The organism is Methylibium sp. (genome assembly GCF_965279545.1).
Classification (GTDB): Bacteria; Pseudomonadota; Gammaproteobacteria; order Burkholderiales; family Burkholderiaceae_C; genus Methylibium.
In genome coordinates this window covers 2,647,286-2,669,992 of record NZ_OZ257250.1, presented here as the reverse complement: position 1 = coordinate 2,669,992, position 22,707 = coordinate 2,647,286, and the positions used below count along the sequence as shown (strand labels likewise).

General features: G+C 71.1%; 21 protein-coding genes. 16 read left to right on the top strand and 5 right to left on the bottom strand.

The window, feature by feature from the left end; all coding sequences use genetic code 11:
- The first annotated feature begins 53 nt into the window (after nucleotides 1-53).
- From ACQY9S_RS12450 to ACQY9S_RS12430, 5 genes are read left to right on the top strand one after another with little or no spacing between them, the layout of a single operon-like run.
- A complete protein-coding gene (locus ACQY9S_RS12450; protein WP_428420014.1) occupies nucleotides 54-461 on the top strand; it encodes a DUF1924 domain-containing protein in 408 nt (135 codons plus the stop codon).
- Between the two features lie 38 nt (nucleotides 462-499).
- Nucleotides 500-988: a diheme cytochrome c gene (locus tag ACQY9S_RS12445; RefSeq protein ID WP_428420013.1), complete on the top strand. Its 489-nt coding sequence runs from the start codon at nucleotides 500-502 to the stop codon at nucleotides 986-988.
- Nucleotides 960-1,691, top strand: a complete 732-nt coding sequence (locus tag ACQY9S_RS12440) for a cytochrome b/b6 domain-containing protein (RefSeq protein ID WP_428420012.1) — start codon at nucleotides 960-962, stop codon at nucleotides 1,689-1,691. Before ACQY9S_RS12445 ends, ACQY9S_RS12440 begins: the two co-directional genes overlap by 29 nt.
- Before the next feature lie 29 nt (nucleotides 1,692-1,720).
- Nucleotides 1,721-2,392, top strand: coding sequence for a winged helix-turn-helix domain-containing protein (locus tag ACQY9S_RS12435; protein WP_428420011.1), 672 nt, complete (start codon nucleotides 1,721-1,723; stop codon nucleotides 2,390-2,392).
- A complete protein-coding gene (locus ACQY9S_RS12430) occupies nucleotides 2,389-3,771 on the top strand; it encodes an ATP-binding protein (RefSeq protein ID WP_428420010.1) in 1,383 nt (460 codons plus the stop codon). Before ACQY9S_RS12435 ends, ACQY9S_RS12430 begins: the two co-directional genes overlap by 4 nt.
- A gap of 29 nt (nucleotides 3,772-3,800) precedes the next feature.
- Here the strand turns inward: ACQY9S_RS12430 and ACQY9S_RS12425 are convergent, their stop codons facing one another.
- The gene (locus tag ACQY9S_RS12425) at nucleotides 3,801-4,652 is read right to left on the bottom strand and encodes an MOSC domain-containing protein (RefSeq protein ID WP_428420009.1); all 852 of its coding nucleotides are present in this window, start codon (nucleotides 4,650-4,652) and stop codon (nucleotides 3,801-3,803) included.
- Between the two features lie 109 nt (nucleotides 4,653-4,761).
- Nucleotides 4,762-7,242 (bottom strand): AsmA family protein, encoded by a 2,481-nt coding sequence (locus tag ACQY9S_RS12420; protein WP_428420008.1) that lies wholly within the window; start codon nucleotides 7,240-7,242, stop codon nucleotides 4,762-4,764.
- Nucleotides 7,243-7,339: 97 nt separating this feature from the next.
- On the opposite strand from ACQY9S_RS12420, the gene ACQY9S_RS12415 reads away from it, so the two are divergent.
- The 6 genes from ACQY9S_RS12415 (at nucleotide 7,340) to ACQY9S_RS12390 (ending at nucleotide 13,688) form a co-directional block, all read left to right on the top strand.
- A complete protein-coding gene (locus ACQY9S_RS12415) occupies nucleotides 7,340-8,458 on the top strand; it encodes an FAD-dependent monooxygenase (RefSeq protein ID WP_428420007.1) in 1,119 nt (372 codons plus the stop codon).
- Nucleotides 8,459-8,496: 38 nt separating this feature from the next.
- Nucleotides 8,497-9,237: a DsbC family protein gene (locus ACQY9S_RS12410; RefSeq protein ID WP_428420006.1), complete on the top strand. Its 741-nt coding sequence runs from the start codon at nucleotides 8,497-8,499 to the stop codon at nucleotides 9,235-9,237.
- A gap of 134 nt (nucleotides 9,238-9,371) precedes the next feature.
- A complete protein-coding gene (locus ACQY9S_RS12405) occupies nucleotides 9,372-9,830 on the top strand; it encodes a DUF3429 domain-containing protein (protein WP_428420005.1) in 459 nt (152 codons plus the stop codon).
- Nucleotides 9,831-9,863: 33 nt separating this feature from the next.
- Nucleotides 9,864-11,603 (top strand): M61 family metallopeptidase, encoded by a 1,740-nt coding sequence (locus ACQY9S_RS12400; protein WP_428420004.1) that lies wholly within the window; start codon nucleotides 9,864-9,866, stop codon nucleotides 11,601-11,603.
- A gap of 14 nt (nucleotides 11,604-11,617) precedes the next feature.
- Complete coding sequence (locus tag ACQY9S_RS12395; RefSeq protein WP_428420003.1) at nucleotides 11,618-12,772, top strand: DUF3108 domain-containing protein; 1,155 nt, start codon at nucleotides 11,618-11,620, stop codon at nucleotides 12,770-12,772.
- A 127-nt stretch (nucleotides 12,773-12,899) separates the two neighbouring features.
- On the top strand, nucleotides 12,900-13,688 hold the full coding sequence (locus tag ACQY9S_RS12390) for an enoyl-CoA hydratase (protein ID WP_428420002.1): 789 nt from the start codon (nucleotides 12,900-12,902) through the stop codon (nucleotides 13,686-13,688).
- Here the strand turns inward: ACQY9S_RS12390 and ACQY9S_RS12385 are convergent.
- From ACQY9S_RS12385 to lysS, 3 genes are all read right to left on the bottom strand, one after another.
- Complete coding sequence (locus ACQY9S_RS12385; RefSeq protein WP_428425716.1) at nucleotides 13,675-14,064, bottom strand: DUF779 domain-containing protein; 390 nt, start codon at nucleotides 14,062-14,064, stop codon at nucleotides 13,675-13,677. The two genes, ACQY9S_RS12390 and ACQY9S_RS12385, sit on opposite strands and share 14 nt — an antisense overlap.
- A 71-nt stretch (nucleotides 14,065-14,135) precedes the next feature.
- Entirely contained in the window at nucleotides 14,136-15,656 is a 1,521-nt protein-coding gene (exaC, locus tag ACQY9S_RS12380) for an acetaldehyde dehydrogenase ExaC (RefSeq protein WP_428420001.1), read from the bottom strand.
- Nucleotides 15,657-16,177: 521 nt separating this feature from the next.
- Nucleotides 16,178-17,701 (bottom strand): lysine--tRNA ligase, encoded by a 1,524-nt coding sequence (lysS, locus tag ACQY9S_RS12375; protein ID WP_428420000.1) that lies wholly within the window; start codon nucleotides 17,699-17,701, stop codon nucleotides 16,178-16,180.
- A gap of 160 nt (nucleotides 17,702-17,861) precedes the next feature.
- Here lysS and ACQY9S_RS12370 point away from each other — a divergent pair, with 160 nt between their 5' ends.
- The 5 genes from ACQY9S_RS12370 (at nucleotide 17,862) to ACQY9S_RS12350 (ending at nucleotide 22,706) form a co-directional block, all read left to right on the top strand.
- Nucleotides 17,862-19,121 carry a lipopolysaccharide biosynthesis protein gene (locus ACQY9S_RS12370; protein WP_428419999.1) on the top strand — a complete coding sequence of 420 codons (1,260 nt, stop codon included), beginning with the start codon at nucleotides 17,862-17,864 and terminating at the stop codon, nucleotides 19,119-19,121.
- Entirely contained in the window at nucleotides 19,118-19,717 is a 600-nt protein-coding gene (locus tag ACQY9S_RS12365) for an acyltransferase (protein ID WP_428419998.1), read from the top strand. Before ACQY9S_RS12370 ends, ACQY9S_RS12365 begins: the two co-directional genes overlap by 4 nt.
- Entirely contained in the window at nucleotides 19,714-20,808 is a 1,095-nt protein-coding gene (locus tag ACQY9S_RS12360; protein WP_428419997.1) for a glycosyltransferase, read from the top strand. Before ACQY9S_RS12365 ends, ACQY9S_RS12360 begins: the two co-directional genes overlap by 4 nt.
- Entirely contained in the window at nucleotides 20,805-21,827 is a 1,023-nt protein-coding gene (locus ACQY9S_RS12355) for a glycosyltransferase family 2 protein (protein ID WP_428419996.1), read from the top strand. Before ACQY9S_RS12360 ends, ACQY9S_RS12355 begins: the two co-directional genes overlap by 4 nt.
- Nucleotides 21,828-21,998: 171 nt before the next feature.
- Entirely contained in the window at nucleotides 21,999-22,706 is a 708-nt protein-coding gene (locus ACQY9S_RS12350; protein ID WP_428419995.1) for a class I SAM-dependent methyltransferase, read from the top strand.
- Nucleotide 22,707: the final 1 nt, after the last annotated feature.

Sequence of the window (22,707 nt, the reverse complement as noted above, 5' to 3'; positions counted from 1 at the left end):
GCGCTAAGAAAGCCCTAAGACGCCGAACCGACCATGGCAACGAAGGAGTTGCCATGAGTCACATGCATGTTTCACCCGCCTTGGCCGCCGCGCTCGCCGCCGGCGCAGCCCTGGCCCCTGCGGCCCACGCCGCTACCCCGGCCGAGCTGCTTGCGGGCTACAACGCTCAGGCCGGTGCGGCAGCGGCACCGGACCGCGGACAACAGTGGTTCATCACCCGTCACGGCCGCGAGTGGAGCTGCGCCACCTGCCACGGCGCCGTGCCCACGCAAGCCGGCAAGCATGCATCGACCGGCAAACCGATCGGTAGCTTGGCACCGGCCTTCAATCCCGAGCGCTTCACCGACGCGGCGAAGACCGAGAAGTGGTTTCGCCGCAACTGCAACGACGTTGTCGGCCGCGAGTGCAGTGCCGCCGAGAAGGCCGACGTGCTGAGCTGGCTGCTGACGCTCGAACCCTGATGGCCCCCACCTCCCACCGCCTCACCGAGAGACTTGCCATGTTTCATCGACCTCGCCTCGATGTCCGACGCGGACTGTGCGGGCTGATCGCCAGCCTCGGCCTGGGCACTGCAGCGCTGGCCGACGATGACCAGCGCGCCGACCGCCTGCCCTTGCTGCCGACGTACCGGCAGGAATGCGCCGCCTGCCACGTGGTCTACCCGCCCGGCATGTTGCCCGCGGCTTCGTGGCGGCGCCTGATGACCCAGCTGCCCCGTCACTACGGCACCGACGCCTCGCTGGACCCCGCCACCGTGAAAGAGCTGTCGGCCTGGCTGGTCGCCCATGCCGGGACCTCCAGGCGCGTGCGCGAAGAGCCGGCCGAGGACCGCATCACCCGTTCGGCGTGGTTCATCCGCCAGCACGACGAGGTGTCTGCCGCCACCTGGAAGCTGCCGGCGGTGAAGAGCGCCGCCAACTGCGCCGCCTGCCATGCGCAGGCTGAAAAAGGAGATTTCAATGAACACGACGTCCACATCCCGCGCTGAGGCGCCCGCTGGTGCTTTGCCGCGCCGCACCGTCCTGGTCTGGGATGCGCCGGTGCGGGTCTTCCACTGGCTGATGGTGCTGAGCTTCGCCGGCGCCTACCTCAGCGCCGAGAGCGAGCGCTGGCGGCTGCTGCACGTGACCTTGGGCTACACGATGGGCGGCCTGGTGGGTTTTCGCATCCTCTGGGGCCTGGTGGGCAGCCGCTATGCCCGCTTCTCGAACTTCGTGCGCGGCCCGGCCGCCGTGGCACGCTACGTCGATGCTGCGCTGCGGGGTCAGCCCGAGCACCACACCGGGCACAACCCCGCCGGTGCGCTGGCCATCCTGGCCCTGCTGGGGCTGACGGTGCTGGTCACGGCGTCGGGATGGGCCACCTTCAATGAGGTGGGTGGCGGCTGGCTCGAAGAGGGCCACGAGGCGGCCGCCAACATCATGCTGGCGATCGTGGGCGTCCACGTGGCCGCCGTGCTGCTCAGCAGCTGGCTGCACCGCGAGAACCTGATCGGCGCGATGATCAACGGGCGCAAGCCGGGGCAGCCGCAGGACGGCGTGCGCAGCGCATGGCGCACCGTGGCCGTGCTGATGCTCGCGGCGGTGCTCGGCTTCTGGTGGCTGCAGTGGCAAAGCGCGCCGGCAGCCGGCCCGGTCGACCGCCCCGCCACCGCCGCGACGGCCCCATCTCATGATCGTGATCATGAGTGAAGGCGGCTCGGCGGGACACACTTCAGCCCATGCGCATCCTGCTCGCCGAAGACGACCCGCTGCTCGGTGACGGCCTGCGGGCCGGCTTGCGCCAGCTCGGCTTCCAGGTCGACTGGGTGCGTGACGGCGAGGCTGCCGAACGCGAGTTGCGTGCCCAGCCCCATGCCGCGGCGGTGCTCGATCTGGGGCTGCCGCTGAAGGACGGCATGGACGTGCTGGCGGCCGTTCGGCAAGCCGGCGTGTCGCTGCCGGTGCTGGTGCTCACCGCACGCGACGCGGTGCCCGAGCGCATCCGCGGCCTCGATGCCGGCGCGGACGACTACGTGGTCAAGCCGGTCGACCTGGACGAGCTGGCGGCGCGCCTGCGCGCGCTGGTGCGCCGCGCGCACGGCCAGCCGCACGAATGCCTGACGGTGCAGGACGTGGTGCTCGATCCGGCCGCGCGTTCGGTCGGGCGTGCCGGCGTGCCGGTGACGCTGTCGACACGCGAATTCGACCTGCTGCACGTGCTGATGCTGAACGCCGGCCGCGTGCTGTCGCGCGAGCAGCTCGAGCAGCACCTGTACAGCTGGGGCCGGGAGGTCGAGAGCAACGCGATCGAGGTGCACATCCACCACTTGCGCCGCAAGCTCGACGCCGCGCTCATCCAGACTGTGCGCGGTGTCGGCTACCTGCTGCTGCGCGAGAAGCCGAAGCCGTGACGGGGCAGCCACGCTCGCTGCAAGGCCGGCTGCTGGCGCTGGTGCTCGGCCTGGTGGTGAGCGTCTGGGCGGCGACCGCGGCGGCGACGTGGTTCGACGTGCGTCACGAGCTCGACGAACTGCTCGACGGCCATCTGGCCCAGGCGGCCGCGCTGCTGGTGGTGCAGCAGGCGCGCGAGGTCGGGGACGACGATCGCGGCGTCGACGCACCGACGCTGCATCGCTACGCGCCCAAGGTGGCGTTCCAGGTTTTCCATGAAGGCCGCCCGGCGCTGCGATCGGCCAATGCGCCGGCGCTGCCGATGGTCGAAGCCGGCGAGCACTTCCAGGCCGGTTTCAGGACGGTGCAGGTCGACGGCACGGCGTGGCGCGTGTTTGCAGCGCACGGCGGCGAGCGCGACGTGCAGGTGTACGTCGGCGAGCAGGTGGATTCACGGGCCGCCATTCTGTGGGCGGTGTTGCGCAGCACGCTGTGGCCGATGCTCATGGCGCTGCCGCTGCTGGCGTTGGCGGCCTGGTGGGCGGTGCACCGCGGCGTGGCACCGCTGCGCGCGCTGGGCCGCACGCTGGCCGAGCGCCAGCCGCAGGCACTGAGCCCGGTCGTCGTCGAGGGCGCGCCATCGGAGATGACACCGATGCTCGACGCGCTGAACCGCCTGTTCGCGCGCATCGCCGAGTTGATGGAGTCCGAGCGCCGGTTCACGGCCGACGCCGCCCACGAGCTGCGCACACCGATCGCGGCGATCCGTGCACAGGCCCAGGTGGCCCTGGGTGAAGCCGACGCCGGGCAGCGCCGCCACGCGCTGCGGGCGACGCTGGAGGGATGCGACCGCGCGACCCGCCTGGTCGAGCAGTTGCTGACACTGTCGCGGCTGGAGGCGGGCGGCCCGCCGGCGGGCCGCCCGGTGGAACTGAGCGCCCTGGTCCGGCGCGTGGTGGCCGAGCTGGCGCCGCAGGCCTTGCACAAGCGGCAGACGATCGAGGTCGACGCGGCCGAGCCCTGCCGGGTGCGAGGGGACGGCACGTTGCTGTCCGTGCTCGTGCGCAATCTCGTCGACAACGCGATCCGGTACAGCCCGCCGCAAGCGAGCGTGAAGCTCGCCGTGAAGCGGCACCCCACCCACGTCCGGCTGACGGTCGAGGACAGCGGGCCGGGCATGAGCGGCCAGGACGCGCAGCGCGTCGGTGAACGCTTCTTTCGCGTCGTCGGCAGCGGGCAAGCCGGCAGCGGCTTGGGCTGGTCGATCGTGCGGCGCATCGCAGCCGTGCACCAGGCCGCGGTCCGCGTCGGCCGGTCGAGCGCGCTCGGCGGCCTGGCCGTCGAGATCGACTGGCCTGCGCAGGCGGCGATGGTGCGCGCTGGCGAGGGCGCCGGCTGATTTTCGATGCGCTTGAACGCGACCGGGTCTCAGAACCTGATGCTCGCGCCGCCGGCCTGTCCGACGCGCAACACGCACTCGATGCCTTCGACGATCACCGCGTTCATGCCGAAGGTGATGGCGCCGCCGACGCGCGCGTCGGCGCGGTAGCCCGCCAGCGTGTCGCCCGGCTCGGTGCCCGGCACGCCGGTGGCCGGGTCGACGTTCGGGATCGGGCAGCGCGGGCAGGGCTTCACGAGCTTCAGGCGCACCGCGCCCTCGGCCGTGTCGAAGGCGATCTCGTCGAGGTGGTCCTCGCCGTGCGCGTCGAGCCCGGTGAGCACGAGGTTGGGCCGGAAGCGCTGCATCGCGACCGGCGGCCGGTCCTTCGCCGCCAGCCGCGCGTTCAGTTCGTCGAGCGAAGCCTGCGAGACCACGAGGATCGGGAAGCCGTCGCTGAAGGCGTTCTCCGCTTCGAGGGGGCCGGTCCAGGCGCGGCTGGACAGGCGCCTGTGTTCCGGGTCGAAGCGCACCAGCCGCAGCGGCTGGCGCAGGAAGTCGCTGAACCACTGCGCGGCCAGATCGCCCATGTCGTAGGCCGCCACCTCGTCGTTCCACACGCGCACCCGTGTCGGCGTCTCCACCGTGTCGAGCGCGAGGTGCAGCGCCAGCATGCCGGGCGCGCGCAGCACCAGCTCGCTGTGGCGCAGCTCGGTGGCGACCAGCGCCATGCGCGGCAGCTCGCGCTGGCTGAGGAAACCGCCACCGGCGTCGACCACCATCCAGGCGCGGTCGAACTCGAAGCCGGTCTCGATCAGCAGCACCTCGCTCAGGCTGACGCCCGCGCAGGACTTCACCGGGTGCACGTGCAGGCCGGTGATCGTGATGTCGAAATCGCTCATTGGTGCACCCTGCGCACTTCGTGTGGTCCCGCCGGGGGGATCCGGGCCGGCTTGGGAGCGGCCCGGCGCTCGGCCCGCGACGAAGCGAATACGGGATGTCTCATGACTTTCACCGCCCGAAGAGCTTCTTCAGCTCGTCCCTGGCCTTGTCTTTGGCCTTTTCCTTCACCTGCTCCTTGGCCGACGGCGCCGAGGCGCCGCTCGCGGCGGCAGCCGGGGCCTCGCTGCCACCGAGCAGGCCGCCGAGCACCCCCTTCGCGCGCTCGCCGAGCGCCCCCCGGGCCGCGCCGCCGAGCACGGCAGCACTCACCGCGGACCACTGGACCTTGTAGTCGACCGCCTCGAAGGGGCCGACCAGTTGCACCGGCACCGTCACGCCTTTCAGCAACGCGAGGTCGGCGCCGCCCTGGCCTTCGGCCGTGCCGGTGACGGTGGCCTTGGCCAGGTAGTCGACCCGGCCCCGGCCGATGTCCACCAGGCCGTCGCCGCCCACGCGCAGGAAGGGGCTCTTGGCCGACAGGTCCTTGCTGCGCGCCACGCCGTCGGCGATGGCGAAGCTGGCGCTGATCTCGGAGAAGTCGGTCTTCTCCTCGGCGCTCGAGGCCTGCACCGCGTCCTTGTTCAGCGTGACCGCCGAGCGCCACTGCCGCAGCGTCTTCGCGAGGTTGATGCCGCGCACCGCACCGTCGCGCAGCTCGAACGCGGCCTTGCCGTCGAGCGCCTGCTTGAGGCGCTGCACGCTGGCGCCCTGCGTCGTGACGTCGGCCGTCACGCGGCCCTTGCCTTCCAGCTTCTTGAACTGCGCCACGTCGGTCAGCAGCGCGGCGATGTCGACATCGGTCGCGTCGAGCTTCAGGCCGACGCGCTGCGCAGCGCGGTCGGCGCCGGCTTGCGCGGAGGCCTGGGCCGCGAAGCGCCCGCCCCAGGCCCGGCCACTCAGGTCGCTGACGCGCAGCACGCCGCCGGCGAGCGTGGCGTCGAGCGCCGCCTCGCCGATGCGGTAGGGCGGATAGACCAGCGTGCCGGCGCGCAGGCTGAAGCGGCCGTCGACCGCCTTCAGTGCGCTCAGGTCGACCGGCGTGTCGGCGGCCGGTTTTTCACCCGCCGGCTTGGTCTGGCCGGAGGGCGGCGCGACGAAGCGCGTCAGGTCGAGCGCCGCGAAGCGGGCCTGGGCATCGATGTAGGGCACGGGCCTGGCCAGGTCGGCGCGGCCGCCGGCGTTGAACTTCTGCTCGTTGATCGTGCCGTCGAAGCGCCAGCTCGCCTCCTTCGCGCCGGCCTGCGCCTGCCCTTGCAGCGCCAGGTTCACCGGTGGCAGCGCAGGGTCGGTGAAGGCGAGCTTCAGCGTCAGCGCATCGAGCGCGGCGGCCAGCGGCTGCGGCGCGAGGGTCAGGTCGCTGCGGACCTCGCCGTTCACCGTGCGGCCGGCGCCGCTGCCCTTGACGGCGAGCCGCAGCCCCGGCACGCGGATGCGCTCGAAGTTGCCGCTCGGCGCCTGCGACTCGAAGTCGATCTGCACCGTGCCGACCGCCGCACCGCCTTTCAGCGACGCGTTGCCTTTGAGCGCGCTGCCCTCGAGCGTGTCGCCGGCCACCGCGAGCTTCGGCCACGCGAGCTGGGCGGCGACGGCGTTCTCGCCGCTGCGGCCGGCCAGCTTCACGTCGAGCGCATCGAGCCGCAGGGTGCGCTTCGGCGGGTCGAAGCGCAGTGCATCGAGCGTCAGCGTGCTGTCCTTCAGTGCCAGGCCGAGGCGCTCGCCGGACACGGTGAGCCGGAGCTTGTCGGCCTGCAGTGCGCCGCTCGGCCCGTCGTAGGCCAGCGCCCCGGCCAGGCGGGCGTCGAGTTGCTTCACCTGGAAGCCTTCGCCGCGCAACGCCAGCGTCATGTCGCGCAGCGCCACGCTGGCCGGCGCACCGGCCGGCAGTGCGAGCTCGATCCGGCCGGCGAGCTCGACCCCGGCGTCGAGCTTCGGTTGCGCGAGCATCGCCCGGCCGCTGAACTGGATCGGTGACTCGGCCCCGTCGGCCAGCCGCCCGGTGCTGAACTCCTCGACGACGAGGCGGCCGTCGAGGCCCGACGGCAGGTCCTTCACCGTGGCCTGCAGGTCCTTGAACTCGATCGCGCTGACATCGAACTTCAGGGCCTTCGATGGGGCATCGGCGGGCGCGCCCACCGATGCCTCGGGCGCGGTGGGGCCCAGCAGGTCGTCGATGTTGCGTCGGCCTTCGGCGTCGCGGGTGTAGCGCACGCGCACGCCGCGCGCCGACACGCGGTCGACCGCCAGCTGCTGGCGCAGCAGCGGCATCACCTGCACCGCGAGCGTGGCTTCCTGCAGGGCGGCGAATTCCTCCGGCCTATGGTGCTCGCTGAGCTTCACGTCGCGCAGCGTCACCTCGATGCGCGGAAAGACCGACAGGCCGATGGCCCCGTCGATCGCCAGCGTGCGTGCCTTGTGTTCGCGCATCCAGTCGATCAGCAAGCCCTTGTAGCGGTTGGGATCGAAGCTCGCGACGAGGTAGGCCGCGGCGGCCACGGCGAGGCCCAGCAGCACGGCCAGGGCGATCAGGGAGCGACGGAGCCAGACGGGCATGACGCGGGCCGGGGCGGCAAGCCCCATGCAGTGGCGGTCGGGGCATTGTGCCGCCGGCCATGATGCGCACAGGGCGCTCCCTACAATGTGAATCGCAATGAAGCATTTCGACGTGAGCGTGCGGGGCCGCGGTGCGGTGGGGCAGGCGCTGGCCCTGGCGCTGGCCCGCATCGGGCTGCGCGTGGCGCTGTCCGGCGCGCCCGCACCGGGCGGGCCGGACGTGCGCACCTACGCGCTCGGTGCCCGCTCGGTCGCGCTGCTGCAGCAACTCAAGGTGTGGAGTGCCCTGCTCGGCGCCACGCCGCCGGCCGCGACCCGCGTGCTCGACATGCAGGTGGCCGGCGATGCCGGTGGCGCGATCGAGTTCAGCGCCTGGCAGCAGTGCGTCGGCGAACTCGCGTGGATCGTCGATGCGGCTGCGCTGGAGCGCGAGCTCGCTACCGCGCTGCGCTTCGCACCCCATGTCACGCTGCTCGACGAGGCGCCGCCCGCCACGCTGACCGCGCTGTGCGACGGCAAGGATTCCGGCGAGCGCGAGGCGCTCGGCATCGAGGTCGAACGCTTCGACTACGGCCAGCGCGCGATCGCCGCGCGGCTGGCCAGCGACCGGCCGCACCAGGGCATCGCGCGGCAGTGGTTCCGCTCGCCCGACGTGCTGGCGCTGCTGCCCTTCGACCTGCCGGGCGAGCCGGGCGGCTACGGCCTGGTCTGGTCGCTGCCCGATGCGCGTGCGGCCGACTTGCTGGCGCTGGACGGTGCGGCGTTCGAGCAGGCGCTGAACGAGGCGAGCCAGGGCCGTGTCGGGCGGCTGGCCTTGCGCAGCGCGCGGGCGGCCTGGCCGCTGCGGCTGGCGCGCGCGACGCGCTGGCATGGGTCGGGCTGGGTGCTGCTCGGCGATGCCGCCCACGTGGTGCATCCGCTGGCCGGGCAGGGCCTGAACCTGGGGCTGGCCGACGTCGACACGCTGTGCGCCGTGATCGCCGAGTGCCGGCGCCGCGAGGCCTGGCGCTCGCTCGGCGACGAGAAACTGCTCGCCCGCTATGCCCGCCAGCGCGCCGTGCCGACCTGGGCCATGGGCCGGGTGACCGACGGCCTGTTGCAACTATTCGCACACCAGAGCGGCCCGGTGAGGGAACTCCGCAACCGCGGCCTGAGTCTCGTGAATCATGTGCCCGCGCTGAAACGCTGGCTCACCGACCGCGCGTTGCGGGGCTGAGGCTCCGGATCACGCCGCCGCGCACCCGAAGGATTCCCATGAAGATCAAGACTGCCGTTCTGGCGGCCGCCACCGTTGCGGCCCTCGCCACCCCCCTCGCACTGACCGCCGTGGCCCAGGTGCCGCAGGAGACGGTGATCCGCAAGGCGATCACTGAACGCCTGAGCAGCGGCGCGAAGATCGACGAGGTGAACAAGGCGCCTGTCCCCGGCCTGTTCGAGGTGCGCATCGGCAACGATGTCTTCTATACCGATGCCGAAGGCGCTTACCTGATCCGCGGCGAGATCCTCGATCTGAAGACCAAGCGCAACCTGACCGAGGAGCGCCTGAACAAGCTCAATGCGATCGATTTCGCGTCGCTGCCGCTGAAGGATGCGCTGGTGTGGAAGACCGGCACCGGCGCCCGCAGGATCGCGGTCTTCGCCGACCCGAACTGCGGCTATTGCAAGCGCTTCGAGAAGGAACTCTCCAACGCCAAGGACCTGACGGTCTACACCTTCCTGATTCCCATCCTCGGCGGCGACTCGCCGGAGAAGGCCAACGCGATCTGGTGCGCGAAGGACTCGTCGGTGGCGTGGCGCAACTGGATGGTCGACGGCGTGCAGCCCCCGAAGCTGCTGGGCGCCTGTGCGTCGCCCATCGAACGCAACGTGGAGCTGAGCCGCAAGCACCGCGTCAATGGCACGCCGGCGATCGTGTTCGAGGACGGCACGCGCGTGCCGGGCATGCTGACCGCGCCACAGCTGGAAAAGCAACTCGCGGGCAGCGGCAAGTCCTGAGCGGGGTGGTCTCGCCGTGACGGAATGGGGCCTGCGGGCCCCTTCGTCGTTTCTGCACCGGCCGTGCGCGCCGGTCGGAGCGTGCGGCTGCGGCGACAATCCAGCCCGCGCTCCGAACTTCTCCCGCCGTTTCCGTGGTCACTGCCGAATCCGCCTCCGTCACCCTGAATCTCGCCCCGCATCCGCTGGCACTGCGCCTCGGGTATGCCGGCCTGATCCCCTTCGTGCTGGGGGCCTTGCTGACCTGGCTGGTGCGGCCCGACGCCCACCCCTACGTGACCGATGCGCTGGCCAAGTACGCGGCGCTGATCGTCTCGTTTCTCGGTGGCGTCCACTGGGGCCTGGGCCAGCGCCAGGCGCTGCCGTCGCCGAGCCGCTTCGTCTGGGCGGTGGCGGTGATGCTGCTGGCCTGGATCGCGGTGGTGATGCCGCCCTACGCAGGCCTGGCCGCGCTCGGCGCGTTGCTGGTCGCCTGCTATGTCGTCGACCGCCGCGTCTATCCGGCGCACGGCCTGGGCACCTGGCTGGTGCTGCGCTTTCGGCTCAGCGCGGTGGCCAGCCTGAGCTGCTTCATTGCCGCGGCCGGCAGCTGAGAACGGCGCCACTTTTCCGGACAAGACGTCTCGATGATCCGTTACCGCCTCGAGGTGGCCGATGCCCCGGCCCACCAGTTCCGCGTCACCGTCACCATCGCCCGGCCGGCCGCCGAGCAGGCACTGAGCCTGCCGGTGTGGATTCCCGGCAGCTACCTGGTGCGCGAGTTCGCCCGCCACCTGTCGCAGCTCGAAGCGCGGCAGGGGGGGCAGGCCGTGCCGCTGGTGCAGGGCGACAAGGCCGGCTGGGTGGCGCACTGCCGCGGCCGTGCCACGCTGGTGGTGAGCTATGTCGTCTACGCCTTCGACACCTCGGTGCGCGCGGCCTACCTCGATGCGCAGCGCGGCTTCTTCAACGGCACCGGCGTGTTCCTGCGCGTGCACGGCCGCGAGTGCGAGCCGCAGCAGCTCGCGCTGGGCCCGCTGCCCAAAGGCTGGCAGGTCGCCACCGCGCTGCCGGCGGCCGGCAAGGGCTTCGAAGCGGTCGACTACGATGAACTGGTCGATCACCCGGTCGAGCTGGGCCGCTTCTGGCGCGGCAGCTTCAAGGCCGGTGGCGCGCCGCACGAGTTCGTCGTCGCCGGCGCCTTGCCGAGCTTCGACGGCGAGCGCCTGCTGGCCGACAGCCGCCGGATCTGCGAGGCGCAGATCGCCTTCTGGCACGGTGGCAAGAAGCCGCCGTTCAAGCGCTACGTCTTCCTGCTGAACGCGGTCGACGACGGCTACGGCGGCCTCGAACACCGTGCCAGCACTGCGCTCATCGCCAACCGCCGCGACCTGCCGCGCAGCGGCATGAAGTCCGCCGGCGAAGGCTACGCGACGCTGCTCGGGCTGATCAGCCACGAGTACTTCCACACCTGGAATGTCAAGCGCCTGAAGCCGCGCGACTTCGAGCACTACGACTACACGCGCGAGAACTACACCGAGCTGCTGTGGTTCTTCGAGGGCTTCACGTCCTATTACGACGACCTGGTGCTGCGGCGCGCCGGCCTGATCGACGAGGCGCGCTACCTGAAACTGCTGGCGAAGACCGTCAACAACGTGCTCGGCACGCCGGGTCGTGCGGTGCAGAGCGTCGCCCAGGCGAGCTTCGACGCCTGGGTCAAGTACTACCGACCCGACGAGAACACCGTCAACGCCACCGTCAGCTACTACACCAAGGGTTCGCTGGTCGCGCTGGCGCTGGACCTCACGCTGCGCAGCGAAGGCAGCGGTTCGCTCGATGACGTGATGCGCGGCCTGTGGGCCCGAGGCAGCGGCGGGTCTCACGGCCGTGCTGCCGGGGGGCCGATCACGGAGGACGACATCGCTGCGGTGCTGGCCGAGGTCGGCGGGCGCTCGTATGCGCACGAACTCGCGGCCTGGGTGCACGGGACCGGCGAGCTGCCGCTCAAACCGCTGCTCGCGAGAGTCGGCGTCGCCTGGAGCGAAGACGCGCCCGTGCTCGCCCAGCGGCTCGGCGCGCGGCTCAGTGACGCCGGCGGCGTGCTCAGGCTGCAGTCCGTGATGCGCGGTGGCGCGGCCGAGCGGGCCGGGCTCGCGGCCGGCGACGAGCTGGTGGCGCTCGACGGCTGGCGCCTCAAACGCAGCGACGATCTGACGGCCCTGTGTGCCTTCGAGCGGCCCTTGCCGCTGCTGGCCGCACGCGACCAGCGCCTGCTCGAACTGACGCTGCCGGCCACGCAGGCCGCCGGCGCGGTGGTGCTCGGCATCGACGCGCAGGCCGACGCCGCGCTGCGCGCGCGCCGCCAGGCCTGGCTCGGCGGCGCCTGAAACCGCGGCGTGTCGTGACGCCCGCACGGCATCGCCCGCACCGGCCGGCGCGGCGGGGCGTCTTCGTGCTGCTGGTGGGGGCCACACTGCTGTTGCACGGTCTGCTGGCCGAGCGCGTGGGCGGCCTGCTCGAAGCCGGCCCGCAGGCCGACAACATCCCGCCGCGGCTGCAGGCCGCCTTCGTGCGCGAGCTGCAGCAGGCCGCACCACCGGCCGTCGCGCCGGCGCCGGCCGCGCCGCGGCGTCGGGCGCCTGCAGCGGCCGCCGCCCCGGCGGCCCGGCCGGCGTCGGTGCCGGACCCCGAGCCGGCCGAACCGCTGGCGGACCCGGGACCAGCAGCAGAACAGCCCGCCGCCTCGGAGCCGCCGCCCGCACCGTCGGATGTCGCCGCCGCCGCTGCGGCCGAGCCAGCCGCCAGCGCAGCGCAAGCCACGCCGCCGTCCGTCCCGGGCCAGCCCGCCTTCGCCTGGCCGGCATCGACGCGCCTGAGCTATACGCTCACCGGTTACGTGCGCGGCGAGGTGCTCGGCACGGCGCAAGTCGAGTGGGTGCGCGACGGCTCGCGCTACCAGGTGCACCTGGACGTGATCGTCGGCCCGGGCTTCGCGCCGCTGATGCAGCGCCGCATGACGAGCGACGGCGAGATCACGCCGCAGGGTCTGGCGCCGCAGCGCTACGACGAAGAGACGAAGCTCGCCTTCGGCCGCACACGCAGGGCCAGCCTGCAGTTCGACGCCGACGGCGTGACGCTGGCCAACGGCCAGCGCCACATCGGCCTGCCGGCCATGCAGGACACCGCCAGCCAGTTCGTGCAATTGACCTACCTGTTCACGACCGGCGCCGAGCGCCTGCAGCCCGGTGGGCGCATCGAGATGCCGCTGGCCCTGCCGCGGCGTGTGGACCGCTGGGTCTACGACGTGATCGGCGAGGAAGCGCTCGACACCCCCTTCGGTCGCGTGCCGGCCTGGCATTTGCGCCCTCGGCGCGAAGGCGATCCCAGCACGCTCAGCATCGAGGCCTGGTTCGCCCCCAGCCTGCAGTACCTGCCGGTGCGCATCGTGATCCGCCGCGGGGCCGACGAGTTCATCGACCTGATGATCGAGCGGCTGCCGCAGCAGGCCGAGGAGGTGCCACCGGGCGGTTCGGGTTCAGGCTCGGCGCTGCACTGAGTGAGCCGCGGGAAGCAGCCGGCCCTGCGTTCCAGCAGCCCCCCGGCCGCCGCGGTGCCCCGTGGCCGGCGGCAACGCCGTGGTGCGCCGCCCGGTACAGTGCGCCGATCTGCGAAAGGAGCGCCCGATGAGCTACGAGAACCTGCTGACCGACCTGCGCGGCAATGCCCCGCTGAAGACCGGCTGGATCACCCTGAACCGGCCCAAGGCGCTCAATGCGCTGAACGACGCCCTGATGGACGAACTGGGCCAGGCCCTGCAGGCCTACGACGCCGACGAGACAGTCGGCTGCATTGTCATCACCGGCAGCGAAAAAGCCTTCGCCGCCGGCGCCGACATCGCCGCGATGGCCGAATACGGCTACATGGATGTCTACAAGAGCGACTTCATCACCCGCAACTGGGAGACCATCCGGCGCGTGCGCAAGCCCATCATCGCCGCCGTGGCCGGCTACGCGCTGGGCGGCGGCTGCGAACTGGCGATGAGCTGCGACCTGCTGATCGCGGCCGACAACGCCGTGTTCGGCCAGCCCGAGATCAAGCTCGGCATCATCCCCGGCGCCGGCGGCACGCAGCGCCTGCCGCGGGCGGTCGGCAAGGCCAAGGCCATGGACCTCGTGCTCACCGGCCGCAACATGGACGCGCAGGAAGCCGAACGCGCCGGCCTCGTCTCGCGCCTGGTCCCGGCGGCGCGCCTGCACGAGGAAACCCAGGCGGCGGCCGACGCCATCGGCTCGATGAGCCTGCCCAGCGTGATGATGGCCAAGGACGCCGTCAACCGGTCGTTCGAAGGCAGCCTGTCCGAAGGCATCGCCTACGAACGCCGGTTGTTCCACGCCCTGTTCGCGACCGAAGACCAGAAGGAAGGCATGGACGCCTTCCGCAACAAGCGCAAGGCGCAGTTCAAGCAGCGCTGATCGCGGCGCGTTTTTCCTCCGCGAGCAGTTCGCTGAACTCCTCGTCGGTGAACAGCCTCGATCGGGTGTGGAAGGCCTTGCCCTCCGGCCCTTCGAGCGAGAAGGTGCCGCCGCCATGGCCGTCGATCACGTCGATGATCAGCTGCGTGTGCCGCCAGTACTCGTACTGTGCCTTGCCGATGTAGAACGGGCAGCCACCGATATCGCCGAGGTACACGTCCTGGGCTCCGATGGTGAGTTCCCCCGGCAAGTAGCAGTTGGCCGCACTGTTGTCGCAGCACCCGCCGGACTGGTGAAACATGAGCGTGCCGTGCTTGTGCTTGAGGATCTCGATGAGATCGAGCGCCGCGGCCGTGGCAATGACTTTTTCAATCATGTGGGTCACCCATTGAAAAAGGGGGTGGTTGCCCACCCCCTCGGTTTGCACGCGATGCGCGGGCTTCGGGATCAGAAGAAGCCGAGCTTGTTTTCGCTGTAGCTCACCAGGAGGTTCTTGGTCTGCTGGTAGTGGTCCAGCATCGCCTTGTGGTTCTCGCGGCCGATGCCCGACTCCTTGTAGCCACCGAAGGCGGCGTGCGCGGGGTAGGCGTGGTAGCAGTTGGTCCACACGCGGCCCGCCTTGATGGCGCGACCCATGCGATAGGCCACGTTGCCGTTGCGGCTCCACACGCCGGCGCCCAGGCCGTACAGCGTGTCGTTGGCGATCGCGAGGGCTTCTGCTTCATCCTTGAAGGTGGTCACGGCCAGCACCGGCCCGAAGATCTCTTCCTGGAAGATGCGCATCTTGTTGTGGCCCTTGAACAGCGTGGGCTTGACGTAGTAGCCGCCGTCGAGGTCGCCGCTCATGTGGGCCTGCTCGCCGCCGATGAGCACTTTCGCACCCTCCTGCTTGCCCAGGTCGAGGTAGGACAGGATCTTGGTCAATTGCTCCTTGGAGGCCTGCGCACCCATCATGGTGTCGGTGTCCAGCGGGTTGCCCATCTTGATGGCGGCCACGCGCTTGAGCACTCGCTCCATGAACTTGTCGTAGATCGACTCGTGAATCAGCGCGCGCGACGGGCAGGTGCAGACCTCGCCCTGGTTGAACGCGAACAGCACCAGGCCTTCGATCGCCTTGTCGAGGAAGGCGTCGTCCTTGTCCATCACGTCGGCGAAGAAGATGTTCGGCGACTTGCCGCCCAGCTCCAGCGTGGCCGGGATCAGGTTGTTGGCCGCGGCCTGCGCGATCACGCGGCCGGTGGAGGTGGAGCCGGTGAAGGCGATCTTGGCGATGCGCTTGCTGGTGGCCAGCGGCATGCCGGCTTCGCGGCCGAAGCCGTTGACGATGTTGAGCACGCCCGGCGGCAGCAGGTCGGCGATCAGTTCGGCCAGCACCAGGATGCTGATCGGGGTCGATTCGGCGGGCTTGAGCACCACGCAGTTGCCGGCGCCGAGGGCCGGAGCCAGCTTCCAGGCGGCCATCAGGATCGGGAAGTTCCACGGGATGATCTGGCCGACGACGCCGAGCGGCTCGTGGAAGTGATAAGCCACCGTGGTTTCGTCGATCTCGCTGACGCCGCCTTCCTGCGCACGCAGGCAGCCGGCGAAATAGCGGAAGTGATCGACGGTGAGCGGGATGTCGGCGTTGAGCGTTTCGCGGATCGGCTTGCCGTTGTCCACGCTTTCCGCATAGGCCAGCAGTTCCAGGTTGGCTTCGATGCGGTCTGCGATCTTCAGCAAGACACCGGCGCGCTCGGGAGCCGAGGTGCGACCCCATTGGTCGGCCGCCGCGTGGGCGGCGTCGAGTGCCAGTTCGATGTCCTCAGGGCCCGAGCGGGCCGCGCGGGTATAGGGCTTGCCGGTGATCGGCGTGATGACGTCGAAGTACTGCCCCTTGACTGGCGGCACGAACTTGCCGCCGATGAAGTTGTCGTAGCTGGGCTTGAAGATGACCTTGGAATCGGGCGAGCCGGGATAGGCGTAGAGCATGGCGTGTCTCCAATGGATGAGGGTTGCGTTGCAATCGGTCGGGGTCAGCTGTGTTTGTGGCTCGCCCGTTGCCTAGAACCCTCGAGGGCGCAGGGATCATGCCAAGTGGCTTTTGCGCCTCGGGGGCGCCGATCCATTGCAGTAATCGCGGGGGCGGAGTGCTACCCGATGCGCCATCTCGCGCGGTGGCGGCGTCAATTGCTACCGCGTGGAGCAGGCGCGTAGCAGAGCACACAAAGACCCTCCTATGCGGTGCAGTGCATAGGCCCGGCGGGCTCTCGCCAGCACTCACGGTTTGCGCATACGAGGGTGTTCAAGCCCCGGCAGGCCACGGTGGTGGCAGCGCTGGGGCGGGTTGCTGTGTGGAGTGAAGTAAAGGAGGAGGGCCGGGCGAGAGCCCGGCCCCGGGGGACATGAACGCAACACAGCAACCCGGCGCGGCGCCCGCGCTGGGGTTGGACAGTCAGCGTTCAGGACAAAGACACCGGCTTCAATCTGATGCGTTTGAATGCAATGGCGTATCAGGCTTCGCGGCGCAGTGCGGGGAACAAGATCACGTCGCGGATGCTCGGCGAATCGGTCAGCAGCATCATCAGCCGGTCGATGCCGATGCCGCAGCCGCCGGTGGGCGGCAGGCCGTGCTCGAGAGCGCGGATGTAGTCGGCATCGAAGTACATCGCCTCTTCGTCGCCGGCCTCCTTGTTCGCCGCCTGGGCTGCGAAACGCGCCGCCTGGTCCTCGGGGTCGTTCAGCTCGGAGAAGCCGTTGCCGAACTCGCGGCCGGTGATGAAGAGCTCGAAGCGCTCGGTGATCGCCGGGTTGGCGTCGGACGCACGCGCGAGCGGCGAGACCTCGACGGGGTAGTCGACGATGAAGGTCGGCTGCCAGAGCTTCTCCTCGACCGCGGCCTCGAACAGGCCGAACTGCAATTCGGCCAGGCCCCAGTGCGACGGCGCTTCCTCGCCATGGGCCTTCAGCTTCGCGCGCAGCACGGCCGCATCGTCGGCTTCGGCCTCGCGAAGGCCGGCATGGACCACGAGCGAATTGCGCACCGACAGGCGCTGGAACGGCGACTCCAGATCGACCACCCGGCCGCCGTAGCCGAGCTGCGCCGTGCCGACGGCCTTGCGCGCGGCGTGGCGCAGGATCTGTTCGGTGAAGTCCATCAGGTCGTGGTGGTTCCAGTAGGCCGCGTAGAACTCCATCATCGTGAACTCGGGGTTGTGCCGCACCGACACGCCCTCGTTGCGGAAGCTGCGGTTGATCTCGAACACGCGCTCGAAGCCGCCGACCACCAGGCGCTTCAGGTAGAGCTCGGGCGCGATGCGCAGGAACATCTGCTGGTCGAGCGCGTTGTGGTGGGTCACGAAGGGCTTGGCGTTCGCGCCGCCCGGGATGGGGTGCAGGATCGGCGTCTCGACCTCGAGGAAGCCGTGCTCGACCATGAACTGGCGGATCGAGCTGACGGCCTTGCTGCGGGCGCGAAAGCGCTCGCGCGAGCTCTCGTCCATGATCAGGTCGACCTCGCGCTGGCGGTACTTCAGCTCCTGGTCGGCCATGCCGTGGAACTTGTCGGGCAGCGGCCGCAGGCTCTTGGTCAGCAGCCGGATCGCGCTGACCTTGATGCTCAGTTCGCCGGTGCGCGTCTTGAAGAGCGTGCCCTCGGCGCCGAGGATGTCGCCCAGGTCCCAATGCTTGAAGGCGGCCAGCAGCTCGGCGCCCACGGCGTCGGACGTCACGTAGAGCTGGATGCGGCCCGAGCCGTCCTGCAGCGTCGCGAAGCAGGCCTTGCCCATCACGCGCTTGAGCATCATGCGCCCGGCCACCGACGCCGCGGTCGGCAGTGCTTCCAGCTCCTCGTTCGTCTTGCCTTCGTGCAGGCGATGCAGGTCGACGGCATGGTCGCCAGGCTTGAAATCGTTCGGGAAGGCCACGCCCCGGGCGCGGATCGCGGCGAGCTTTTCGCGCCGTTCGGCGATCAGCTGGTTGTCGTCGGCACCGGGTGCGCTGGGTGCCGGGGCGGCGGTCGGGGGCGTGGTGGTCATGGGTCGGTCCTGGGGAAGCGCCGGCAGCGGGCAGGGCGCGCGCTGAGGGCAAGCGGCGGATTTTAGAGACTGCCCCTGCTGCAGCCGGCCCGGCCCACGCCGGCACGGCCCGGTGTCCCTGACAATCAGCCGCCGCGCTCCTTCCTGCCGTCCTCCCCCGATGCCGCCCCGCTCGCTCGCCCGTGGCGCCGCCCTGAACCTGGCGGCGCGCCTCGCTGCGGTCGCGCTCGGCCTCGCCATCCTGGTCACGGTGGCCCGGCTCGGACCGGCAGTGCAGGGCGCGTTCGCGCTGTTCGTCGCGATCGAGTCGGCACTGCTGACGCTGTTCTCGGGCCTGGGCCTGCTGCTGGCGCGGGAGCTGTCGCACCGCGAGGCGCGGCCGGGTCCGCTGCTGGGCGCCTTGCTGCTCGCGGCGCTGGGTCTGGGCGTCGTGGCCGCGCTGGTGCTGCTCGGCGCATCGGTCTGGGCCGAGGCCGAGCCCTACCGTCACCTGTGGCTGCTGGCGCTGGCCGCGCCTTTCCTGCTGCTGGTGCCGACCGCCAGCGGCCTGTGGCTCGGCCAGGGGCGCATGGGGCCGCTCAATGCGCCGCAGGTCGCGGCACCGGCGCTCGTGCTCGGTCTGCTGCTGGTCCTGACGCAGGGCGCCGCACCCGCGGCGCTCGCGGTGCTTGCCGCCTGGGTGCTCGGCAAGGCGCTGGTCGGCGTGTGCACCGGGCTTGCCGCCTGGCGCGACGCCGGCCCGGCCGCACCCGACGCCGGTCCGTTGCGCGGGCAGTGGCGCTTCGTCGCCACGATCGGCGCGACCAACGTGGTGAGCCTGCTCAACTACCGCGCCACGCTGTTCCTGCTCGAGCGCCATGGCGGGCTGGCCGAGGCGGGCGTGTACTCGGTCGCGGTGCAGGTGGCCGAGCTGCTGTGGCTGCTGTCGTCGGCGGTCACGGTCTCGGCCTACCACCGCATCGGCGCGCCCGATGCGCAGCAGGCCGCGCGCACCACCTTGCGCGCGGTGCAGGTCAACCTGCTCGCGACGCTGGCCGCCGCACCGCTGCTCTACGCCGGCGCCACGCTCGCGCTGCCGCGTGTGCTGGGGGCCGCCTATGCCGGTGCGCTGCTGCCGCTGGGGCTGCTGCTGCCGGGCATCGCCGGCTACGCGGCGGCGTCCAGCCTGTCGGCCTACTACACCAACCAGCGCGGCCGGCCGCAGTGGTCGGCCGCCATCGCCGGGCTGTCGCTGGCGCTGACGCTGGCGATCGCGGCCTGGAGCATTCCGCGCTACGGCGCGGCGGGGGCGGCGCTGGCCACCTCGCTGGCCTATGGACTCGCGATCGCGGTCGCGCTGGCGCTGTTTCTTCGCGATACCAGGCTGCCCTGGACGGCCTTGTTCGGGGGCCGGCACACGCGACAATCCGGGCTGGCATGAACGGCTTCAAACGTCCCCTGATCCAGCTCTGGCAGCGCCTGATGGCGCCGCGCATGGTCTACGGCGTGCGCAGCGCCGATGGCGCCTGGCGCGAGCACAGCCGCGTCGGCAGCCACACGCACGTCGAAGCGCCGCGGCGGCTGATGCTGGGCGACCATGTGTTCATCGGTCACTTCAATTTCATCGACGCCTCGGGCGGCCTGGTGATCGACGAGGGCTGCCAGATCACCAACTTCGTCTCGGTGCTGACGCATTCGAGCCACCTGGCGCTGCGCCTGGAGCGCGAGCGCTACTGGAGCCACGAGGCACCGGCCGGCATGCAACGCGCACCGGTGGCGCTCGGCGCCTGGAGTTTCATCGGCCCGCACAGCGTGATCGCACCTGGCACGACGCTCGGCCGCGGCGTGCTGGTCAAGGCCTGCAGCTATGTCAGCGGCAGCGTGCCCGCCTTCGCCATCGTCGAGGGCCAGCCGGCGCGCGTGGTCGGCGACACGCGCGAGCTCGACCGCGCATGGATCGAGCAGCACGAGGCCAGCTACGGCGAGTCGGCGCGCATGGCCTACGAGGCCTGGGCCGCGGAAGGTGTGGGGCCTTGAAACGGATCCTCTTCTTCGCCGACGCGAGCAACATCCACACCCAGCGCTGGGTGCGCGAGATCGCGCAGCGCGGCTTCGACTGCGTGGTCGTCACGCGCCGGCCGGCCGAGGTGCCGGGCGCCAGCGACGTCATCGCGGTGCGGCCCGGCGGTGACGCGGCGGGCTGGTTCCTGGCGATCCCGGAGGTGCAGCGCCTCGCGCGCCGGCTGGCGCCGCAGTGGCTGCACGGCCACTACGTCACGTCCTATGGGCTGTGGGCAGGGGCCTGTTCGCTTGGCGCCCAGGTACCCAGGGTGCTGACGGCCTGGGGCTCCGACATCCTCGTGACCCCGCGCGCACCCGGCCTGCGCGGCGGTGCGATGGCGGCGCTGGTCGGCTGGTCGCTCAAGCGCGCGCGGCTCATCACCGCCGACTCGCAGGACATGCTGGCCGAGATCCGCCGCTACGGCGTGACGGCGCGCTGCGAGGAAGTGCTGTGGGGCGCGGACACCGAGCGCTTTCGCCCGGGCCGGCCGGCCGCCGACTTCGAGATCGCGAGCCTGCGCAACTGGGAAGCCAACTACAACATCGACACCGTGCTGCGCGCGCTCGCACGCTTGCGCACGGTGCGCCCGCAGGCGAATGCAACACTGCACCTGCTCGGCGGCGGGCCCGATGAGGCGGCGCTGAAGGCGCTCGCCGTGGAGTTGGGCCTGCCCGCGGACGCGGTGCGCTTCCTCGGCCGCGTGGGCGACGCGGCGATGATCGCGACGCTGCAGCGCTCGCGCGTGTCGCTCAGCGTGCCGAGCAGCGACGCGACCTCGGTCTCGCTGCTCGAATCGATGGCCTGCGGGCTGCCGGTGGTGGCGAGCGACCTGCCGGCCAACCGGCAGTGGATCGCCGGCGACACCGACCTGATCGTGCCGGCGCGCGACCCCAGCGCGCTGGCGGCGGCGCTGCTGCGGCTGCACGACGAGCCGGACTTCGCCCGTGCCGAAGGCCAGCGCAACCGCGAACTGGCGGTCCAGCGCGCGTCGCGCCGCGTGCAGATGGATCGCATGGCGGTGCTCTACGACTCGCTGCGCCTGCGGGCGCCGGCTCCGGCGGCATGAGCGGCAGACGCGTCAGCGTGATCGCCCCGTGCCGCAACGAGCGCGATCATGTCGCCGCGTTCTGCGACGCGCTCGCGCAGCAGCAGTTGCCGCAGGGCGTCGAGCTCGAGGTGCTGGTGGCCGACGGCATGAGCGACGACGGCACGCGCGAGCTGCTCGCGCAGCGCTGTGCGGCGGATGCGCGCTTCGTGATGGTCGACAACCCGAAGCGCATCGTCTCCAGCGGCCTGAACCGCTGCCTCGAGCGGGCGCAGGGCGAGGTCATCGTGCGCATGGACCTGCACACGCGCTACGAGAGCGACTACATCGCCGAATGCCTGGCGGCGCTGGCGCGCACACGGGCGGCCAATGTCGGCGGGCCCTGGCGGGCCGAAGGCGAGGGCGCGACCCAGGAAGCCATCGCTGCGGCCTTCCAGTCGCGCTGGGTGACGGGCGGGGCGCGCTCGCGCGACCTCGGCTACGAAGGGCCGGCCGACACCGTCTACCTCGGCTGCTGGCCGCGCGCGACCTTCGACCAGTTCGGGCCCTTCGACGAGAGCCTGGTGCGCAACCAGGACGACGAGCACAACCTGCGGCTCACGCGGGGAGGGGCGGTTGTCTGGCAGAGCGCGCGCATCGTCTCGGCCTACCGGCCGCGCGAAACCCTCGCGCAGCTGTTTCGCCAGCAACTGCAGTACGGCTACTGGAAGCCCTTCGTGATGCGCAAGCACCGCCAGGCGGCAGCGCTGCGGCAGCTGGTGCCGGGCGCCTTCATCGCCGCGATGGGCCTGCTGGCGGTGCTGGGGCTGGTCTGGCCGGCGGCGGGTGCCGGCTTCACGCTGCTGGGCCAGCTGTACGGGCTGTACGTGGTGGTCGCTTCACTGGTCGTGGCCCAGGAGGAGGGTTTCGACCTGCTACTGTACGTGCCGCTGGTGATCGTGACCTACCACGCCGGCTACGGCCTCGGCACGCTGCGCGGCTGGCTCGATGTGCTGCGGCACCGGCCGCCGTCGCCCGCGTACGGTGGGCTGACGCGATGAGCCTGTACGGCCGCCAAGGGCCACGAAAGGCCCTCTCCCGGTCCCCGGGCGAATGTTCCCGCTCGGCGGGACAGCGCGCAGCGCGAAGGGTGCCCCGATGAGCCCGCACGGCCGCCCGAAGGGCGAATGCTCCCGCTCGGCGGGACAGCGCGCAGCGCGAAGGGTGCCCCAATGACGCTGCCGGCCGACGGCGAGGCCCGGGCCGTGACCGAGCGCTATGCGCGCCGCGACCCGCAGGCCGACGCGCAGCGCTACAGCTTGTTCGACGCCGCCGCGCTGCAGGCACACCAGGAGCGCCTGCGCGCGGTGCTCGCGCTGTGGCGGCGGCAGGGGTGGACCGGCCTGCAGGGCCGCGACCTGCTCGAAGTCGGCTGCGGCATGGGCGGCAACCTGCTCGACCTGCTGCGCCTGGGCGCCGACCCGGCACGGCTGGCCGGGATCGAGCTGCAGGGCGCGCGCGCCGCCGCGGCGCGGCGCGTGCTGCCGCCCACGGTGCGGGTGATCGAGGGCGACGCCACCGCGGCCGAGCTGCCCGCCGAGAGCCAGGATGCCGTGCTGGCCTTCACCGTGTTCTCGTCCGTGCTCGACGAGGCGGCACAAAAAAGGCTCGCGCATGCAATGTGGCACTGGGTGCGTCCAGGTGGGGGGGTGATGTGCTACGACTTCGCGGTGGACAATCCGTACAACCCCGATGTACGCGGGGTGCCGGTGGCGCGGCTGCGGGCGCTGTTTCCGCAGGCGCGGGCCGAGGTGCGGCGCGTGACGCTGGCGCCGCCGATTGCACGCGCCGCGGCCCGGCTCCATCCTCGCCTGCCCGCCTGGTTGAACGCCCTGGCGCCGCTGCGCACGCACCGCTTGTGCTGGCTCGAGAAACTCTGAA